A 16609-nucleotide genomic window follows, 5' to 3' on the forward strand; every position below is an offset into this window, starting at 1 on the left:
CCGCACTGGAGGCGCCCCGCCGTGCCCCTCGAACGGCCAGCGTAGCGGCGGCGGAGGAGCAGTGCCGCCAATTTCGAGTACCTACTCGAATTCGTGGTAGCGTCCCGATCATCGCCGGGTGAGACTCCCCGGCTCTCCACCACGACGAAGTGAGGGAAGATGCATCCGTTCACCCGGAGACAGCTCATCGCCGCCGGTCTCGGCACCGCGGCACTCGGGAGCCTGACGGCCTGCGCGACACCGGGCACCGTCTCGGTCAACACGGCGCCGACGATCGCCCCGGCCACCGGCCCGGTCCGCCTGCAGTACTGGGGCTGGCTGAAGGACCTGCAGAAGGTCTGCGACGTCTGGAACGCCTCGCACCCCGAGATCCAGGTCGAGGCCGTCTGGATCCCCGGCGGCAACGCGGGCGGGTACCAGAAGCTCTACTCGGCCCTCGCCGCGGGCGGCGGGCCCGACCTCGGCCAGGTCGAGATCCGCTCCGTCCCCGAGTTCATGCTCGTCAACGGCCTCGTCGACCTCACCCGGTACGGCGTCGAGCAGTATCGCGACCTGTACGACCCCACGCTCTGGGGCCAGGTCAGCTACACCGGCGGCGTCTACGGCATCCCGCAGGACAGCGGCCCGATGGCGCTCTTCTACCAGCCCGAGGTGTTCGGGAAGGTGGGTGCGGAGCCGCCGACGACCTGGGACGACTGGGCTGCGGTGGCGACGGAGCTGCGCGGAGCCGGCTCCTACATCGACTGCTTCCCGCTCGCCGACGCCTCGGTCTTCGCCGCGTTCGCGACGCAGGCCGGCGCGCAGTGGCTGCGCCCGGAGGAGGACGGCTGGGTCATCGACATGACCGACGACGCCACGACGCGCGTCGCCTCCTTCTTCGACACGGCCATCGACCAGGACCTGGTGCAGACCGGCTACGGCGCCTACTCCCCCGCGTGGTTCGCGGCCGCGGCGAAGGGCGGCATCGCCTCCTGCGCCACCGGCAGCTGGGGCGACGCCCTGATCGAGGGGGTCAGCGGAGGCGCGGGCAAGTGGCGCGCGGCTCCCATGCCCGTCTGGGGCGACACCGGCTTCGGCTCGAGCTTCCTCGGCGGATCGACCGCGGCGGTGTTCTCGAGCAGCAAGCACCCGGAGGAGGCGATCGAGTTCGCCGTCTGGATGACCACCACGCAGGAGGGCATCGACGCGATGATCGCCAACAGCGGCATCGGCTGGTCTCCCGCGGTCGGCGAGATCGGCACGGCCCGCAAGGGTCCGAGCGACTTCTTCAGCGGGCAGAACTACAACGAGGACGTCCTCGTGCCCGCATCGAAGGAGCAGAACCCGGACTGGTCCTGGTGGCCCGTCACGCAGCAGTCCTTCAACATCCTCAGCGACGGCTTCCGGAAGAAGGCGTCCGGGCTCTCGCTCGTGGACGCGGTCGCCGAGGCGGAGCAGCAGATCATCACGGTCTTCGAGAACAAGGGCCTGAGCATCAGGAGGGCCTCCGCATGACCACCACGACCTCCCCCGCCGCCGCCGCGGTCGCGGCCACCACGCGGACGCCGGGCGCGCCCCGGCGCAGCCGCGCGGTCGCCCGCGCCCCGTGGATCCTCCTCGGACCCTTCCTGGCCCTGTTCGTCCTCACGTTCATCGTCCCGATCGTCGTCGCCGTCGGCTCCAGCTTCACGAAGGTGACGCGCTCCGGCCTCTTCGGCGAGGCCGGGGTCACCAGCGGGTTCGCGGGCTTCGACAACTACGCGCAGGCCCTCGCCGACGGCAACTTCATCGCCTCCATCGGGCGGATGTTCCTCTTCGGCATCGTCCAGGTGCCGGTGATGATCGCCCTCTGCACCGTCCTCGCGCTGATGCTCGAGTCGGCGTCGGCGAAGTTCCCCGGCTTCTTCCGGGCGGCCTACTTCCTCCCCTACGGAGTGCCCGGAGTGATCGCGACGATCCTGTGGTCGTTCCTCTACGTGCCCGGCCTCAGCCCGCTCATCGACGCGGCGAACGTGGTCGGGCTCCAGCCCGACTTCCTCGGTGCGGACACGGTGCTCTGGTCGATCGCGAACATCTCGCTCTGGAGCTACACCGGCTACAACATGCTGATCATCGTCGCCCAGCTCAAGGCGATCCCGGTCGAGCTCTACGAGGCGGCGAAGGTCGACGGCGCCTCCACCTGGCGCGTCGCCCGCAGCATCCAGCTGCCGCTCATCCGCCCCGCGCTGGTGCTGACGACGATCTTCTCGATCATCGGAACGCTCCAGCTGTTCGCCGAGGCGCAGGTGCTGAAGACGGTCGCTCCGGCGATCGACAGCCAGTACACGCCGAACCTCAGCGCGTACACCACGGCCTTCGCCTACAACGACTACAACGTCGCCGCCGCCCAGGCCGTCCTGATCGCGCTGGTCGCGTTCCTGCTCTCCTTCACGTTCCTCTCGATCTCGAACAGGAGGTCGTCATGAGCCGCACCGAGACCCCGCCGACCACGACCACCGGAGTCGTCACCGCCGACCGCCCCGTGAAGGCCGGACGCGGGCCCGACCGCTCGGCCGGCCGCAACCGCGCCTCGACCATCATCGTCACCGCGATCCTCGTCGTCGTGGCGGTCTACTTCCTCATCCCCGTCTACTGGGTCGTCGTCGCGGCGACCAAGACGACCGAGGACCTCTTCGCCACCTACGGCTTCTGGTTCGCCCCGACGTTCGCGCTCTGGGACAACCTGACGCAAGTGCTGACCTACGGCGACGGCATCTTCGTCCGCTGGTTCCTCAACTCCGTCCTCTACGCCGGAGTGGGCGCCCTGCTCGCGACCTACCTCGCCGCGGCGGGCGGCTACGCGCTGGCCAAGTACGAGTTCCGCGGCAGCAGGCTCGTGTTCGGGACGATCCTCGCGGGCGTCCTGGTGCCGGGCACCGCGACCGCTCTGCCGCTGTTCCTGCTCTTCAGCCAGATGGGCATCGCGAACACCTACTGGAGCGTGCTGATCCCCTCGCTCGTCTCGCCGTTCGGGCTGTTCCTCTGCCGGATCTACGCTCAGGCGACCGTGGACACCGCGATCATCGAGGCGGCGCGCATCGACGGCGCCGGGGAGCTGCGGATCTTCCACACGCTCGGGCTGCGCATCCTGACTCCCGCGCTGGTCACCGTGTTCCTCTTCCAGCTGGTCGGGATCTGGAACAACTACTTCCTGCCCCTGGTGATGCTCTCGGACACGAACCTGTTCCCGATCACACTGGGACTGAACAACTGGCTCGGACAGGTCGACCGCCTGCCCGAGTTCTACGAGCTGACGACCGGCGGCGTCCTGCTGTCGATCATCCCGCTCGCCATCGCCATGATCGTGCTGCAGCGCTTCTGGCGCGGCGGCCTGACGGAAGGCTCCGTGAAGTGACGACTCCCCCGACGACCTCCCACTACCTGACGGACACCGGACCGGGCTCCGGCCGCCGCCGGGCCCCCCGCTCGTGGCTGCACACCGACGCCCCGGCGCTCCCACTGGACGGGGAGTGGCGCTTCCGCCTGCTCCCCGCCGCTCCGGGGACCCCGAGCGGCGCCGGCGTGCTGCCGGAGGGCGAGGGCGTGGACGCCGTCGGGGACGAGTCGTTCGACGACTCCGGCTGGGACCTGATGCCGGTGCCCTCGCACTGGGTGCTGCAGGGCGACGGGCGCTACGGACTGCCGGCCTACACGAACGTGCAGTTCCCGTTCCCGACCGAGCCGCCGTTCGTTCCGGACGCGAACCCGACGGGCGACTACCGCCGCACCGTCGTGGTCCCGGAGGAGTGGGACTCCGCCGAGGCGGTCGTCCTGCGCTTCGACGGGGTCGAGTCCCGCTACCGCGTCTGGGTCAACGGCGTCGAGATCGGGATCGGCTCCGGCAGCCGGCTCGCGCAGGAGTTCGACGTCACCGGCGTCGTCCGCCCGGGCGAGAACCTCGTCGTGGTCCGCGTGCACCAGTGGTCGGCCTCGAGCTACGTGGAGGACCAGGACCAGTGGTGGCTGCCGGGGATCTTCCGCTCGGTGCACCTGCTCGCGCGCCCCGTCGGCGGTATCGAGGACGTGTGGCTGCGCTCCTCCTTCGCCGGCGGCGCGGGCCGCATCGAGGCGGAGGTGACCGCCGCGGCCGACGCGTTCCCGCTGACGCTGCGCGTGCCCGGGCTCGGGATCGAGACGGTCTGGGCCTCGGCGGAGGAGATCGCCGCGATCGAGGTCCCCGAGGTCGAGCCGTGGTCGGCGGAGGCTCCGCGCCTCTACGACGCGACGCTCGCCTCCGCCGGTGAGACGGTCTCGCTGCGGCTCGGCTTCCGCACGGTCGAGATCCGCGGCGACCGCTTCCTGGTCAACGGCGAGCGCGTCGTCTTCCACGGCGTCAACCGCCACGAGACGCACCCCGACCGCGGTCGAGCGTTCGACGAGGACTCCGCCCGCGAGGACCTCGCGATGATGAAGCGCTTCAACGTGAACGCCATCCGCACCAGCCACTACCCGCCGCATCCCCGTCTGCTCGACCTCGCCGACGAGCTCGGCTTCTGGGTGGTCCTCGAGTGCGATCTCGAGACCCACGGCTTCGAGCGGGTCGGCTGGGCGGGCAACCCCAGCGACGACCCCGCCTGGCGCGAGGCGTACCTCGACCGCATCGAGCGGACCGTCGAGCGCGACAAGAACCACCCGAGCATCGTGCTCTGGTCCCTCGGCAACGAGGCGGGCACCGGCGCGAACCTCGCCGCGATGTCCGCCTGGGTGCACGGGCGCGACCCGGAGCGCCCCGTCCACTACGAGGGCGACTACACCGGCGCGTACACCGACGTGTACTCGCGGATGTACTCCTCGATCCCCGAGACCGAGCGGATCGGCACCGACGGCTCGCTCACTCCGCTGCTCGGCTGCTCCCCCGGCGAGTCCGCTCGGCAGCGCTCCAAGCCCTTCCTGCTCTGCGAGTACGTGCACGCGATGGGCAACGGCCCGGGAGCGATCGACCAGTACGAGGACCTCGTCGACCGCTTCCCGCGGCTGCACGGCGGCTTCGTCTGGGAGTGGCGCGACCACGGCCTGCGGGCGCGCACGCCGGAGGGCGTCGAGTACTACGCGTACGGCGGCGACTTCGGCGAGGTGGTGCACGACGGCAACTTCGTGATGGACGGCATGGTGCTCTCCGACGGCACGCCCAGCCCGGGCCTGTTCGAGTGGAAGCAGATCGTCGCTCCGGTGCGCCTCACGGTCCGCGGCGACGGCGTCGTCATCGAGAACCGCCGGCACGACGCCTCCACCGCCGATCTGCGCTTCGCGTGGCGGGTCGAGCGGGACGGGCGGGTCACCGCGGAGGGAGTGCTCGACGCCCCGGTCATCGCAGCCGGCGACGCCGTGCACGTGGAGCTCCCCCCGCTCGACGTGCGCCCCGGCGGCGAGACCTGGCTCACCGTCGACGCGGTCCTCGACGCCTCGACCGCCTGGGCGGAAGAGGGCCACGTGCTCTCCACCGGTCAGCACCTCCTCGCCGCGCCGTCGGCGGTGCCCGCGTGGACCCGCGCCGTCCGCTCGGCTCCGCCCCTCGAGGGCGGCGCGCTCGGAGTAGCGCGGTTCCGCGACGGCCGGCTCGCCTTCCTCGCCGGCCTGCCCGTCGACGGACCGCGCGCCGAGCTCTGGCGCGCCCCGACCGACAACGACGAGGGCGCGGGCTTCCCCGGCTACGTCACCGGCGACCCGTACGACGGCGACGGCCGCGGGCTGGCGGCCCCCTCCTCCGCCGCCCGCTGGCGCGAGGCCGGACTCGACCGCCTGGTCGGCCGCGTGCAGGAGGTGGACGCCTCCGCCGGGCTCCGCCGCGTGACCCGCTTCTCGGCCGCGGACCTCGATGCGGGACTCCTGATGGAGGAGCGCTGGAGCGTCGACGGGGAGAGCACGGTCCTCCGCGTCGACCTCGTGCCGACCCGGGGCTGGGACTCCGTCTGGCCGCGGCTGGGCATCCGGATCGACCTGCCCGCGTCGATCGACGGCGCGGAGTGGTTCGGCACCGGCCCACTCGAGTCCTACCCCGACAGCCTCCGGGCCGCGCGGGTAGGGCGCTTCACGGCGGAGATGGACCGGCTGACGACTCCGTACGCCCGCCCGCAGGAGAGCGGTCACCGCAGCAGCGTGCGCGAGCTGACGCTGACGGAGGCGGGCTCGCCCCGGCTCCGCATCGAAGCCGCGCGCGACCTGCACGGGTGCCTTCCCGGCTTCACCCTGGCGCGGCACACGCCGCAGGAGATCACGGCCGCCGCACACCCGCACGAGCTGCCGGAGTCGGAGCGCGCGGTCCTCGTGATCGACGCCGCCCAGCACGGCCTGGGCTCCCGCGCGTGCGGTCCGGACGTGTGGCCCGACTTCCAGCTGCGGCCGGAGGCGCGGACGATCCTCCTCCGCTTCACCGCGGCCGGCTGAGCGCCGGGAGAGGACGAGGGAAGGCCCGCGGGATCGCGTCCCGCGGGCCTTCCCTCGTCCTCCGGACGCGTCAGTCGCTCTGCGTGCGCGGCAGCGGTCCGCCGATGAAGAGGTCCGTGTTCATGCGCCGGCGGCGCATCACGACCAGGACGGCCGCGCAGGCGACGAGAGACGCGGCGACCGCGCCGCCGCCGATCATCAGCGCGGTGGTCGGTGTGATGCCGGCCGGTCCCGCCGAGGCGGCCGTGCTGAGGAAGGCGGTGCGCGCGGCGCTGATCGCGGTGCCGCAGACCTGCTGCGCCTCCCACGGTGCGGCCGTGGTGTCGCTGTCACGGTAGGAGACGGTCACGGCTGCCGTGCGGTGCGACTCGCGGCCGAAGGCGACGACGCAGTAGACGGAGGGGTCGGGGTCGGCGATGACCGCGTCGCCCAGCGCCAGCTCTGCCCAGCCGATGGAGTCGGACTGCACGGCGACGTCGCCGGCGGCCAGGTCGGCGCGGGCCCCGGAGGTCTCGAAGGCGCCCACGGCGACCTCCTCGTCGGCGTCGAAGCCCCAGACGGCGCCGCGGGGCGCCTCGGTGCTGCCGTCGCCGAGCTCGCGCGGCTCGAGCAGGAGGCCGTTGCCGGTGGAGGGCGCGAGCCGGAAGACGACCTTGGCGGCGGAGCCCTGGTCGCCCGTGAGGTCGACCGTGAAGGCGCCCGACTTGGTGATCAGCGCGGTCGGCACGGTCGCGGTGCCGCTCCCCGCCTCGAGGGTCAGCGGGGTCTTGGTGCCGTTCGGGTCGCGGAGGACCGCGGAGACGGCCTCGCCGCTCGCGAAGCCGGTGTACGAGAAGCCGACGCCGTAGAAGCGGGCGAGCTCGACGGTGAGCGCCTCCGGCTGCACGCCGAGCTCCCGGGTGAGGAAGACGTCCGCGGTCGCGGCACCGGCCGCCGGCTTCGCGCCCTCGGTCGAGGTGCCGAGCTCGGTGCGTCCGGGGGCCGACGCCGCCGGAGTGACGGCGCCCGCACCGGAGGAGCCGGCGGTGCCGGACGTGGTGGTGCCGGTTGTGGTGCCGCCGCCGGAGGTGCCGCCGGACGTCGCTCCGCCGGTGGTGCCGCCGCCGGAGCCGCCCTGCTGGCCGCCGCCGGTCGAGCCGCCGCCGGTGGATCCGCCGCCGGTGGAGGGCTGGCTCGGCTGCTGGGGCGCGGGGTCGACCGGTGCCGGATCGACCGGCGCGGGGTCCACGGGCGCGGGGTCGACGGGAGCGGGCTGCTCGGGTTCTGCCGGCTCCTCGGGCACTCCGGGAACGGACGGCTCCTCGGGGACGCCGGGAACGGGGTCGGAGCCGCCGTCGCCCGGCTGCTCGGGATCCTCCGGCACGCCGGGGATGGTCGTCGCGGCCGGCTGCTCGACCGTGGTCGAGACCGTCGAGGCGGAGGGGGCCGCGACGGCCGCTCCGGGGAGGGCCAGGCCGAGCACGAGCGCCGCGAGAGCGGCGGCGGGCAGGGCGAGTCGGCGGGATGACGGCATGGCGGTTCCTTCCTCCACGGGCGACGATCTGCGTCCGCGCACGGAGGAGCGCACTCCCCCCTCACGAGGGTAAGGGCGAGAGGCGAGCTATCGCGAGCCGTCCTGTCCTCCGTCAGAGGGACGTCGCGGTCGTGCTTCCGTCCGGCCGGCCCGGTCGAGGCTCACCCGCGATCGAGGAGGGCCCGCCGGAGCCGCGCGGGATCGACCCGCCAGAAGGTGTGCACGCGCCCGTCGATCAGCACCACCGGGATCTCCTCGACGAAGCGCTCGTGCAGCTCGGGATCGTCGAGGATCGACACCTCCGAGACGGCGACCGACGCCTCGGCGCCCAGGTCGGCGACCACCTGCTCGACCACGGTCCGCGCGTCGTCGCAGAGATGACAGCCCGGTTTGCCCACGAGCGTCAGCTCCACGTCCACCATGCGGTCAGTGTACGGCGGCCCCGGCGACGGGCGCCGAGACGGCGAGCGCCGCCGGGATCATCTCCTGAACGCAGACGAGCGCCCGACCCCGGAAGGGCGGACGCTCGAGTGGGAAGAGGCGCGAGCCTACTTCTTGTTGCGACGCTGGTGGCGAGTCTTGCGAAGCAGCTTGCGGTGCTTCTTCTTCGCCATACGCTTGCGACGCTTCTTGATGACAGAACCCACGAAGACCTCACAACGTTCAGGGGGTCGACCGCCCGACGGGCGGCCGCTTACGAAAAACTGGCTCCCGCGAGCTTACACGACCCGGGGCTCCACCGTTTCCGGCTCCTCGGCGCCCCTCACTTGCGGATGCGCAGCGCCTCCGCCACCTTCGTCGCTCCCTCGCTGACGCCCCGCTGGATGTCCTGCACCACGGTGCTGACCTGGTGGGTGCGCTCGGCGAGCGCCCGACCCAGCGACTCCGCCCGGGCCGCGGTCGGAGCGTCGAGCAGGGCGCCGGCCGCCTCGTCCTCGGCGAGGAAGGGCAGCAGCCAGTCCTCGACCTCCGCCAGCGGCGCGTACTCGAGCGCGTAGAAGCGGTGCTGTCCGCTCTCGCGCACCGTGACGAGGCCGGTCTCGCGCAGCACCTTGAGGTGCTTGGAGACGGTCGGCTGGCTCAGCTCGAGGCGCGCCACGATCCGCGACACGCTCATGCCCTCGGCCGAGCCGTCCCGCCGCTGCTCGAGCAGCAGGGCGAGGATGTCCCGGCGGGTCCCGTCCGCGATCACCCCGAAGATGTCTGCCATGCGCCCAGGCTAGTCAGCGCCCCGGGGGCCCGGCACCGAGCGGGTAGCATGGCCGCGATCGAGTGGAGGATCCGCCGTGGTGGTTCGGCAGCAGTTCCGCAGCCCCGTGGGCGTCTCGCCCGTCTCCCCCTGGTCGGGGTTCGAGCGGGCCCGCGACCTCATCGACGACTTCGCCGGACGCTCGCCGTCCCGCTTCGCGATCCTCATCTTCTCGGCGCTCGTGCTCGTCTTCACCCTGCTGTTCTCGCTGCCGGTGTCGAGCACCACGGGCACCGTCACTCCGCTGCACGACGCCTTCTTCACCGCGATGTCGGTGATCTGCGTGACCGGCCTCGCGACGGTCGACATGGCGACGCACTGGTCGGCGTTCGGCCACTCGATCATCTTCGTCGGCGTGAACATCGGCGCTCTGGGAGTGCTGACGCTCGCCTCGATCATGGGCCTGGCGATCTCGCGCCGCCTCGGGCTCCGGGCGAAGCTCATGGTCGCCAGCGACTCGAATCCTCTGCGGATCCACTCCGGCCCCGTCGCCGAGGGCCAGGCCGTGCGCCTGGGCGAGATCGGCGGACTGCTCGCCACCGTCGCGATCAGCGCCGCCGCGATCGAGATCATCGTCGCGCTCCTGCTGTTCCCGCGGATGCTGATCGACGGGATCCCGATCGGCGAGGCCGTCTGGCACTCCTTCTACTACTCCGCGATGGCGTTCACGAACACCGGCTTCGCCCCGAACGCCGCGGGCCTCACCCCGTTCGAGGACGACTACTGGTTCCTCGGCATCCTGATGCTCGGCGTCTTCCTCGGCTCGATCGGCTTCCCCGTCATCTACGCCTTCTCCCGCGGCTGGCGGCGCCCGCGCAAGTGGTCGGTGCACGTGAAGCTGACGCTGGTCACCTCCGTGATCCTGCTCGTCGCCGGGGCCGTCCTCTACATCGTGCTCGAGTTCGACAATCCGAGGACCTTCGGCAGCCTCGATGCGGGAGACACCGTCTTCCAGTCCTTCTTCCTCTCGACGATGACGCGGTCGGGCGGCTTCTCGACGATCTCGATCCCCGACCTCAACGGCTCGAGCCTGCTCGTGACCGACATGCTGATGTTCATCGGCGGAGGATCGGCCTCCACGGCCGGCGGCATCAAGGTCACGACCCTCGCGATCCTGTTCCTGGCCGCCTTCGCCGAGGCCCGCGGCAACAACGACATGGAGGCGTTCGGCCGCCGGATCCCGAACGACGTCCTGCGCCTGGCCGTCTCGGTCGTGCTGTGGGGCGCGACGACGGTCGCCGTGTCGAGCGTCCTGATCCTGCACATCACCAAGGCCTCGCTCGACCACGTGCTCTTCGACGTGATCTCGGCCTTCGCGACCTCCGGGCTCTCGACGGGGCTCACCGCGGAGCTGCCGCCGTCCGGGGTCTACATCCTCGCGCTGACGATGTTCATGGGCCGCGTTGGTACCGTGACTCTCGCCGCCGCGCTCGCCGCGAGCCAGCGGAGGCAGCTGTTCAGACGACCGGAAGAGAGGCCCATCGTTGGTTGACCGCATCAGGTACGACGCCCCGGTGCTGGTGATCGGCCTCGGGCGCTTCGGAGCCGCCACGGCCGGCCAGCTCGACCGCCTCGACCGCGAGGTCCTCGCCATCGACGCCGACGCCGGTCTCGTGCAGAAGTGGTCGGAGCGGGTCACCCACGCGGTGCAGGCCGACGCCCGCTCGCTCGACGCCCTCGCGCAGATCGGCGCGCAGGACTTCCAGGTCGCCGTCGTCGCGGTCGGCTCCTCCATCGAGGCGTCCGTGCTGATCACCGCGAACCTCGTCGACCTCAAGATCCCGCAGATCTGGGCGAAGGCGATCTCGCGCTCGCACGGCAAGATCCTCGAGCGGATCGGCGCGAACCACGTGATCTACCCCGAGGCGGAGGCGGGCGAGCGCGTCGCGCACCTGGTCTCGGGCCGCATGCTCGACTTCATCGAGTTCGACGATGACTTCGTGCTCGCGAAGATGTACCCGCCCAAGCCGATCCGGGGGCTGACGCTCACGGAGTCGGGCGTGCGCCGCAAGCACCGCGTGACCGTCGTCGGCGTCAAGAGCCCGGGCAAGCCCTTCACCTACGCGACCGAGCAGACCGTCGTCTCGAACCACGACCTCATCGTGGTCAGCGGCACCCCCAGCGACATCGAGCGCTTCGCGGCCCTCGGCTCCTGACCCGCGCCCCCTCCCTCCTCCTCCTCTGCGGGATGCCGCTCCGGTACGCCCGCTCCGGCGCGTCGCCTACCCGAACGGCATCTCGCGGAGAGGAGGGCGGAGTCAGGAGGCGGCGAGCTCGCGGGCGCGGGCCAGCGCGGCGTCGGTCGCCCGCGTGAAGAGGGCGGCGAGGTCGGCCTCCTGCAGGACCGCGACGGCCCGCTCGGTGGTGCCCTTCGGGCTCGTGACCCGCCGGCGCAGCTCCGCGGGCTCCTCGCCGGAGTCCGCGAGCAGCTCGGCGGCGCCGCGGAACGTGCCGACCACCATCGTCGACGCCTGCTCCGGAGTGAAGCCCTTCGCGACAGCGGCCGCGATGAGCTCCTCGATCAGCAGGAACACGTAGGCGGGCCCCGAGCCGGAGATCGTCGAGAGCGCGTCGAGCTGCGACTCCGGCACCTCGACCACCTCGCCGACCGTCTCGAACAGGCGGCGCACGAGCGCCAGGTCCTCGTCGCCGGACCGCGTGCCCGCGCTGAGGCCGGTGACGGCGCGGCCCACGACCGCGGGAGTGTTCGGCATCGAGCGGAGCACGGCGACGGACGCGGGCAGGTGCCGCTCGAACGTGGCCGCGGTCACGCCGGCGGCGACGGAGACGACGACCGCGCCCGGGGCGAGCGCGTCGGCGATCTCGACGAGCAGGTCCGTCACCATGTGCGGCTTGACGGCCACGAGCACGATCGCCGCGCCCTCGACCGCGCGCCGGTTGGCCTCCGGGTCGTCCGCGGTGGCGAAGGCGGTGACCACCGGGTGGCCGTCCCACGCGGCGGCCTTCGCGGAGTCGCGGTTGGTCACCCGCACGCCCCCCTCGACGCGCACGCCGGGAGCCAGCAGGCCCTGGAGGATCGCACCCCCCATCGAGCCGAGGCCGAGGACGGCGATGGACGGGAGCAGGACGGGCGCATCGGTCACGCCGCTCATCCTACGAAGAGCCCGCGGCAAGGGGGTCCGGGTGCGGTCCGGCGCCTCGTAGGATGGCCCGACCATACAGCGGCGAGCCCGAGGAGACCACGTGAGCGCATCCGGAGGCGGCACCGCGATCATCGCGGCGCTCGCGGCCAACCTCGGCATCGCCCTGACGAAGTTCGTCGCCTGGTTCTTCTCCGGATCCGCCTCCATGCTCGCCGAGGGCGTGCACTCGCTCGCCGACTCCGGCAATCAGCTGCTCCTGCTGCTCGGCGGCCGCAAGTCGCGGAAGGCCGCCGACGAGGAGCACCCGTTCGGCTACGGACGGGAGCGCTACGTCTACGCCTTCGTGGTGTCGATCATCCTGTTCTCCGTCGGCGGCGTCTTCTCGCTCTACGAGGGCATCGAGAAGATCGCCGAGCCGCACGAGCTCGAGAACGCCTGGCTGCCGATCCTGGTCCTCGTGATCTCGATCTGCCTCGAGGGCTACTCGCTGCGCACCGGAGTGAAGGAGTCGAACCGGGTCCGCGGCTCGCAGTCCTGGTTGCAGTTCATCCGCCGGGCGAAGGCGCCGGAGCTGCCGGTCGTGCTCCTCGAGGACGTCGCCGCGCTCACCGGTCTGACGTTCGCGCTGCTCGGAGTCGGGCTGACCGTGATCACCGGCGACTCGGTCTACGACGCGATCGGAACGATCATGATCGGCACCCTGCTGATCGTGGTGGCGATCGTGCTGGGCGTCGAGACGAAGAGCCTGCTGGTCGGAGAGGGGGCGACCCCCGCCGACGCCGCCTCGATCCGCGCCGCGCTCGAGGCCGGGCGCGACGTCGAGCGCGTCATCCACATGCGCACGCTCTACCTCGGACCGGACGAGATCCTCGTGGCCGCGAAGCTCGCCTTCCCGGCCGCCGAGACCCTCGAGCACGTGGCCGCCGGGATCGACGCCGCGGAGAAGCGGATCCGCGAGGCCGTCCCGGCCGCCACCACGATCTACCTCGAGCCCGACGTCGACCGCGGACGCGCGGGACCGCCGGCGGCCCGTCCGGCTGTGACGGAGGCGGAAGGGACGGCCGCCGCGGCCGCTCCGGCCGCCGCCTCCCCGCCGGCCGCGCCGCACGGGAGCGCCTGAGATGCGCCGGGCCCTGGCGATCGTCAACGAGCGCGGTGCCGGGCTCGGCGCGCTCGAGCCGATGCTGACCGAGCGGGGGTTCGCCGTCGACGCCGTCGCAGGGACGGACCTCGACGCGATCGACATCCTCGCCCCCGACCTCGTCGTCACGCTCGGCTCCAGCGCCGGCGTCTACGAGACCTCGCGGCACCCCTTCATCAGCCCCGAGATCGCGCTCCTGCAGGACCGGATGCACCACCGCCGTCCCACGCTCGGCGTCTGCTTCGGAGCGCAGCTGATCGCGACCGCCCTGGGCGAGTCCGTCCATCCCGGATCGGCTCGCGAGGTCGGCTTCCGGCCGGTCGTGCTCACGGAGGAGGGCGCCGGCTCCCCGCTCCGGCACCTGGCCGGCGTCCACGTGATGCAGTGGCACGGCGACACCTTCGCGCTGCCGAGCGGAGCGGCGCTGCTGGCGTCGTCGCCGGCGGGCGAGGTGCAGGCGTTCGCCGTGGAGGACTGGCTCCTCGGCGTGCAGTTCCACCCCGAGCTGACCGGCACGATGGCCGCGCAGTGGCTCGAGGGCGACGGGGAGTGGGCAGGAGCGGCGGGCTACGACGCCGCCGTGCTCGCCGACGACGTCGCGGCGGAGCGCTTCGAGCGGATGCACGCGGCGACGCGGCTCGCGCTGACGGAGTGGCTGGGCACTCCGAGCTGAGGGGTTCGGCGGCGCTCGGCGTCAGCGGCGGTCGGCGTCAGCGGCGGTCGGCGAAGAAGTCGAGCAGGAGCCGCGAGCACTCCGCGGCGCGGACCCCGGGGTACACCTCGACCACGTGGTTGTGCCGGCGGTCGCGGAGGAGGTCGTGCACGGATCCGGAGGCGCCCGCCTTCTCGTCCCACGCGCCGAAGACGACGCGGTCGATCCGCGCCGCCAGGATCGCTCCGGCGCAGAGCACGCACGGCTCGAGCGTGACCACCAGCGTGCAGCCCTCGAGATGCCAGTCGCCGCGGGCCTCGGCCGCCGCGCGGATCGCGACCACCTCGGCGTGCGCCGTCGGATCCCGCCGCAGCTCGCGCTCGTTGCGCCCGAGCCCGAGCACCGCACCCTCCGAGTCGAGGACCACCGCGCCCACGGGGACGTCGCCCCAGCCCGCGGCCCGCCGCGCCTCGTCGAGCGCCAGGCCCATCCACTCCTCGGAGCGGCGGGGGACGCGGAGATCGCTGTCGCGCATCGCTCCCCCTCCTGCGGCGGCCCGCTGCGGCCGGTGGGGCGCCGCTCCGGCCAGTAGATTGAGCTTATGCGCGTCCACGTAGCCGACCACCCGCTGATCACCCACAAGCTCACCGTGCTGCGTGACAAGCGCACCCCCTCCCCCACCTTCCGGCAGCTCGCCGAGGAGCTGATGACGCTCCTCGCCTACGAGGCCACCCGCGGCGTCCGCACCCGCACCGTCACCATCGAGACCCCCGTGACGCAGACCACCGGCCTCGCGCTCAGCGACCCGCAGCCGCTGGTCGTCCCGATCCTCCGGGCCGGCCTCGGGATGCTCGAGGGCATGGTCAAGCTCATCCCGACCGCCGAGGTCGGATTCCTGGGCATGGCGCGCAACGAGGAGACGCTCGAGCCGACCACGTACGCGGAGCGCCTGCCCGACGACCTGTCGAACCGCCAGTGCTTCGTCCTCGACCCGATGCTCGCGACCGGCGGCTCGCTCGTCGCGGCCATCCAGTTCCTCTTCGACCGGGGAGCGGTCGACGTCACCGCCGTCTGCCTGCTCGCCGCCCCCGAGGGCCTGGCCGCCGTCGAGAAGGCCTTCGGCGACCGCGACGTGACCATCGTCCTCGGCTCCCTCGACGAGAAGCTCAACGAGCTCGGCTACATCGTCCCCGGCCTCGGCGACGCGGGCGACCGCCTCTACGGCCTCGCGGGCTGAGCCCGCCGGCCCCCGGACGAGCGGGCCTTCCGTCGCGCCCCGGAACAGGGAGCCCCGCTGAGCCGTGCCGGTCGGCCGGCGCAGCGAGGGTCTCGACACCCCCCCCGCGGCCGTCCGGCACCGCCCGTCCTGCTGATCGAGCAGCCCGCTCAGCGGGCGCATCGGGATCCCCCGTCACGGCGCGCGCCTCCTCCCGAGCACCGGAACCACCCCCGACGCGCCGTCCATCCCCACGGAAGTGTTGACGCCGTGCACCGGCCTCCGCTTTACTGACGGACATGACTGACACCCTGCACGCCCCGACCTCCCTCGAGGCCATCGGGAATGCCGGCATGATGATGGCCGGTGGCCCCGTCATGTGCTGTCGAATGTGTGCATGAGGAACTGACCTCGCCGGATCCCCGCACCGCCTCCGCCCGCTGATCGTCACGATCGGCTGAGCGTCCGAGGCGCGGACGATCCCCTAGATGCCCCGCATCCGTCTCTGCCGCCACCGCGCACCGCGGGCCGGCTCGATCGCGCACACCCGGATCCGCTCCCTCGGACACTCGTCCCGGATCCGACCAGCCAAGGACTCGTCATGACCCTCCTCCACACCCGCACCGTCCCCGCCGCCACCTCCACCGAGGCGCCCCGCCTCCAGCCGGTCGCCGACGCCGCGCCCGCAGCACCCCGCCTCCGCGCCGTCCCCCAGGGCACCGAGGCCCGCGGCTTCGCCCTGTACGTCGGCATCGACGAGGCCAAGGCCCGCGCCGCCGGAGTCGACCTCGGCCGCCTGGTCGAGGAGCTCAAGCGCGTCACGGCGCAGCTCGCCCCCGACGCCGAGACGTACGCCTCCGTCGCCCTCGCCCCGCAGGGCGCCGGAGGCCGCGACGTGGACGTGGTCCGCCTCGCGCTGCAGGACCCGGCCGCCGTCGCCAAGCGCCGCTCCGACGCCGAGCCCGATCCCGACCGTGCACCCGGCGGCGTCGTCATCGACATCTCCCGCAAGCGCGTCATCCTCGACGAGGAGACCACCCCCCTCACCTACAAGGAGTTCGAGCTCCTTCAGTACCTCGTGCTCCGCGAGGGCCGCACCATCGAGCGCGCCGAGCTCATCGCCTCGCTCTGGGGCGCCGCGGACGACGACGCGCCGAACGAGCGCACCATCGACGTCCACGTCCGCCGCCTCCGCGCCAAGCTCGGCCGCTACGAGGAGATCGTGCGCACCGTCCGCGGAGTCGGCTACCGCTTCGACCGCCACGCCGACGTCGCCATCCGCTACGCGTCGACGCCGTCGCCGGATCTGTTCTGAACTGTGAGGAGAGCGCT

The 16609-nt window shown here is 72.3% G+C and carries 16 protein-coding genes; 10 read left to right on the plus strand and 6 right to left on the minus strand.

All coding sequences use genetic code 11. The features are described 5' to 3' along the window. Window positions 1-159: 159 nt before the first annotated feature. From C5D50_RS00535 to C5D50_RS00550, 4 genes are read left to right on the plus strand one after another with little or no spacing between them, the layout of a single operon-like run. A complete protein-coding gene (locus C5D50_RS00535; protein WP_104224859.1) occupies window positions 160-1494 on the plus strand; it encodes an ABC transporter substrate-binding protein in 1335 nt (444 codons plus the stop codon). Beyond that, window positions 1491-2444 carry a carbohydrate ABC transporter permease gene (locus C5D50_RS00540; protein ID WP_104225918.1) on the plus strand — a complete coding sequence of 318 codons (954 nt, stop codon included), beginning with the start codon at window positions 1491-1493 and terminating at the stop codon, window positions 2442-2444. Before C5D50_RS00535 ends, C5D50_RS00540 begins: the two co-directional genes overlap by 4 nt. Further along, window positions 2441-3373 carry a carbohydrate ABC transporter permease gene (locus tag C5D50_RS00545; RefSeq protein ID WP_104225919.1) on the plus strand — a complete coding sequence of 311 codons (933 nt, stop codon included), beginning with the start codon at window positions 2441-2443 and terminating at the stop codon, window positions 3371-3373. The genes C5D50_RS00540 and C5D50_RS00545 overlap by 4 nt, the downstream gene beginning before the upstream one ends. Continuing rightward, a complete protein-coding gene (locus C5D50_RS00550; protein WP_219814678.1) occupies window positions 3370-6402 on the plus strand; it encodes a glycoside hydrolase family 2 TIM barrel-domain containing protein in 3033 nt (1010 codons plus the stop codon). Before C5D50_RS00545 ends, C5D50_RS00550 begins: the two co-directional genes overlap by 4 nt. A 70-nt stretch (window positions 6403-6472) precedes the next feature. Here C5D50_RS00550 and C5D50_RS00555 read toward each other — a convergent pair whose 3' ends face one another. The 4 genes from C5D50_RS00555 to C5D50_RS00570 form a co-directional block, all read right to left on the minus strand. Continuing rightward, window positions 6473-7915 carry a hypothetical protein gene (locus C5D50_RS00555; RefSeq protein WP_104282434.1) on the minus strand — a complete coding sequence of 481 codons (1443 nt, stop codon included), beginning with the start codon at window positions 7913-7915 and terminating at the stop codon, window positions 6473-6475. A 161-nt stretch (window positions 7916-8076) separates the two neighbouring features. Continuing rightward, window positions 8077-8337, minus strand: coding sequence for a glutaredoxin family protein (locus tag C5D50_RS00560; RefSeq protein WP_104282435.1), 261 nt, complete (start codon window positions 8335-8337; stop codon window positions 8077-8079). Window positions 8338-8463: 126 nt separating this feature from the next. Beyond that, the gene (locus C5D50_RS00565) at window positions 8464-8562 is read right to left on the minus strand and encodes a 30S ribosomal protein bS22 (protein ID WP_003792170.1); all 99 of its coding nucleotides are present in this window, start codon (window positions 8560-8562) and stop codon (window positions 8464-8466) included. A gap of 116 nt (window positions 8563-8678) precedes the next feature. Further along, complete coding sequence (locus C5D50_RS00570; protein ID WP_104224854.1) at window positions 8679-9125, minus strand: helix-turn-helix transcriptional regulator; 447 nt, start codon at window positions 9123-9125, stop codon at window positions 8679-8681. Window positions 9126-9285: 160 nt separating this feature from the next. On the opposite strand from C5D50_RS00570, the gene C5D50_RS00575 reads away from it, so the two are divergent. Further along, window positions 9286-10656 (plus strand): TrkH family potassium uptake protein, encoded by a 1371-nt coding sequence (locus tag C5D50_RS00575; RefSeq protein WP_258060566.1) that lies wholly within the window; start codon window positions 9286-9288, stop codon window positions 10654-10656. Continuing rightward, entirely contained in the window at window positions 10649-11320 is a 672-nt protein-coding gene (locus tag C5D50_RS00580; protein WP_068255410.1) for a TrkA family potassium uptake protein, read from the plus strand. Before C5D50_RS00575 ends, C5D50_RS00580 begins: the two co-directional genes overlap by 8 nt. A 102-nt stretch (window positions 11321-11422) precedes the next feature. Here C5D50_RS00580 and proC read toward each other — a convergent pair whose 3' ends face one another. Next, complete coding sequence (gene proC, locus C5D50_RS00585) at window positions 11423-12214, minus strand: pyrroline-5-carboxylate reductase (RefSeq protein ID WP_374955339.1); 792 nt, start codon at window positions 12212-12214, stop codon at window positions 11423-11425. Window positions 12215-12368: 154 nt separating this feature from the next. Here proC and C5D50_RS00590 point away from each other — a divergent pair, with 154 nt between their 5' ends. Together C5D50_RS00590 and C5D50_RS00595 are read left to right on the plus strand one after the other, a co-directional pair. After that, window positions 12369-13388 carry a cation diffusion facilitator family transporter gene (locus tag C5D50_RS00590; RefSeq protein WP_104282437.1) on the plus strand — a complete coding sequence of 340 codons (1020 nt, stop codon included), beginning with the start codon at window positions 12369-12371 and terminating at the stop codon, window positions 13386-13388. A gap of 1 nt (window position 13389) precedes the next feature. Next, window positions 13390-14082 (plus strand): gamma-glutamyl-gamma-aminobutyrate hydrolase family protein, encoded by a 693-nt coding sequence (locus C5D50_RS00595; protein WP_104282438.1) that lies wholly within the window; start codon window positions 13390-13392, stop codon window positions 14080-14082. A 37-nt stretch (window positions 14083-14119) separates the two neighbouring features. Here the strand turns inward: C5D50_RS00595 and C5D50_RS00600 are convergent, their stop codons facing one another. Beyond that, window positions 14120-14596, minus strand: coding sequence for a nucleoside deaminase (locus C5D50_RS00600; RefSeq protein WP_219812140.1), 477 nt, complete (start codon window positions 14594-14596; stop codon window positions 14120-14122). A 66-nt stretch (window positions 14597-14662) separates the two neighbouring features. Here C5D50_RS00600 and upp point away from each other — a divergent pair, with 66 nt between their 5' ends. Together upp and C5D50_RS00610 are read left to right on the plus strand one after the other, a co-directional pair. Further along, complete coding sequence (upp, locus tag C5D50_RS00605; RefSeq protein ID WP_104224850.1) at window positions 14663-15298, plus strand: uracil phosphoribosyltransferase; 636 nt, start codon at window positions 14663-14665, stop codon at window positions 15296-15298. 580 nt (window positions 15299-15878) lie between these two features. Further along, window positions 15879-16592: a winged helix-turn-helix domain-containing protein gene (locus tag C5D50_RS00610; protein WP_104233433.1), complete on the plus strand. Its 714-nt coding sequence runs from the start codon at window positions 15879-15881 to the stop codon at window positions 16590-16592. The last annotated feature ends 17 nt before the right edge of the window (window positions 16593-16609 follow it).

It is taken from the genome of Rathayibacter sp. RFBD1 (genome assembly GCF_002932915.1).
In the GTDB taxonomy this organism is placed as follows: Bacteria; Actinomycetota; Actinomycetes; order Actinomycetales; family Microbacteriaceae; genus Rathayibacter.

What these genes read in the sequence shown, in the direction of transcription:
- upp (WP_104224850.1), top strand. Translation starts at nt 14,663, where the DNA reads ATGCGCGTCCACGTAGCCGACCACCCGCTGATCACCCACAAGCTCACC.
- C5D50_RS00555 (WP_104282434.1), bottom strand. Translation starts at nt 7,915, where the DNA reads ATGCCGTCATCCCGCCGACTCGCCCTGCCCGCCGCCGCTCTCGCGGCG.
- C5D50_RS00560 (WP_104282435.1), bottom strand. Translation starts at nt 8,337, where the DNA reads ATGGTGGACGTGGAGCTGACGCTCGTGGGCAAACCGGGCTGTCATCTC.
- C5D50_RS00600 (WP_219812140.1), bottom strand. Translation starts at nt 14,596, where the DNA reads ATGCGCGACAGCGATCTCCGCGTCCCCCGCCGCTCCGAGGAGTGGATG.
- C5D50_RS00540 (WP_104225918.1), top strand. Translation starts at nt 1,491, where the DNA reads ATGACCACCACGACCTCCCCCGCCGCCGCCGCGGTCGCGGCCACCACG.
- C5D50_RS00610 (WP_104233433.1), top strand. Translation starts at nt 15,879, where the DNA reads ATGACCCTCCTCCACACCCGCACCGTCCCCGCCGCCACCTCCACCGAG.
- C5D50_RS00595 (WP_104282438.1), top strand. Translation starts at nt 13,390, where the DNA reads ATGCGCCGGGCCCTGGCGATCGTCAACGAGCGCGGTGCCGGGCTCGGC.
- C5D50_RS00535 (WP_104224859.1), top strand. Translation starts at nt 160, where the DNA reads ATGCATCCGTTCACCCGGAGACAGCTCATCGCCGCCGGTCTCGGCACC.
- C5D50_RS00545 (WP_104225919.1), top strand. Translation starts at nt 2,441, where the DNA reads ATGAGCCGCACCGAGACCCCGCCGACCACGACCACCGGAGTCGTCACC.
- proC (WP_374955339.1), bottom strand. Translation starts at nt 12,214, where the DNA reads ATGGGGGGTGCGATCCTCCAGGGCCTGCTGGCTCCCGGCGTGCGCGTC.
- C5D50_RS00570 (WP_104224854.1), bottom strand. Translation starts at nt 9,125, where the DNA reads ATGGCAGACATCTTCGGGGTGATCGCGGACGGGACCCGCCGGGACATC.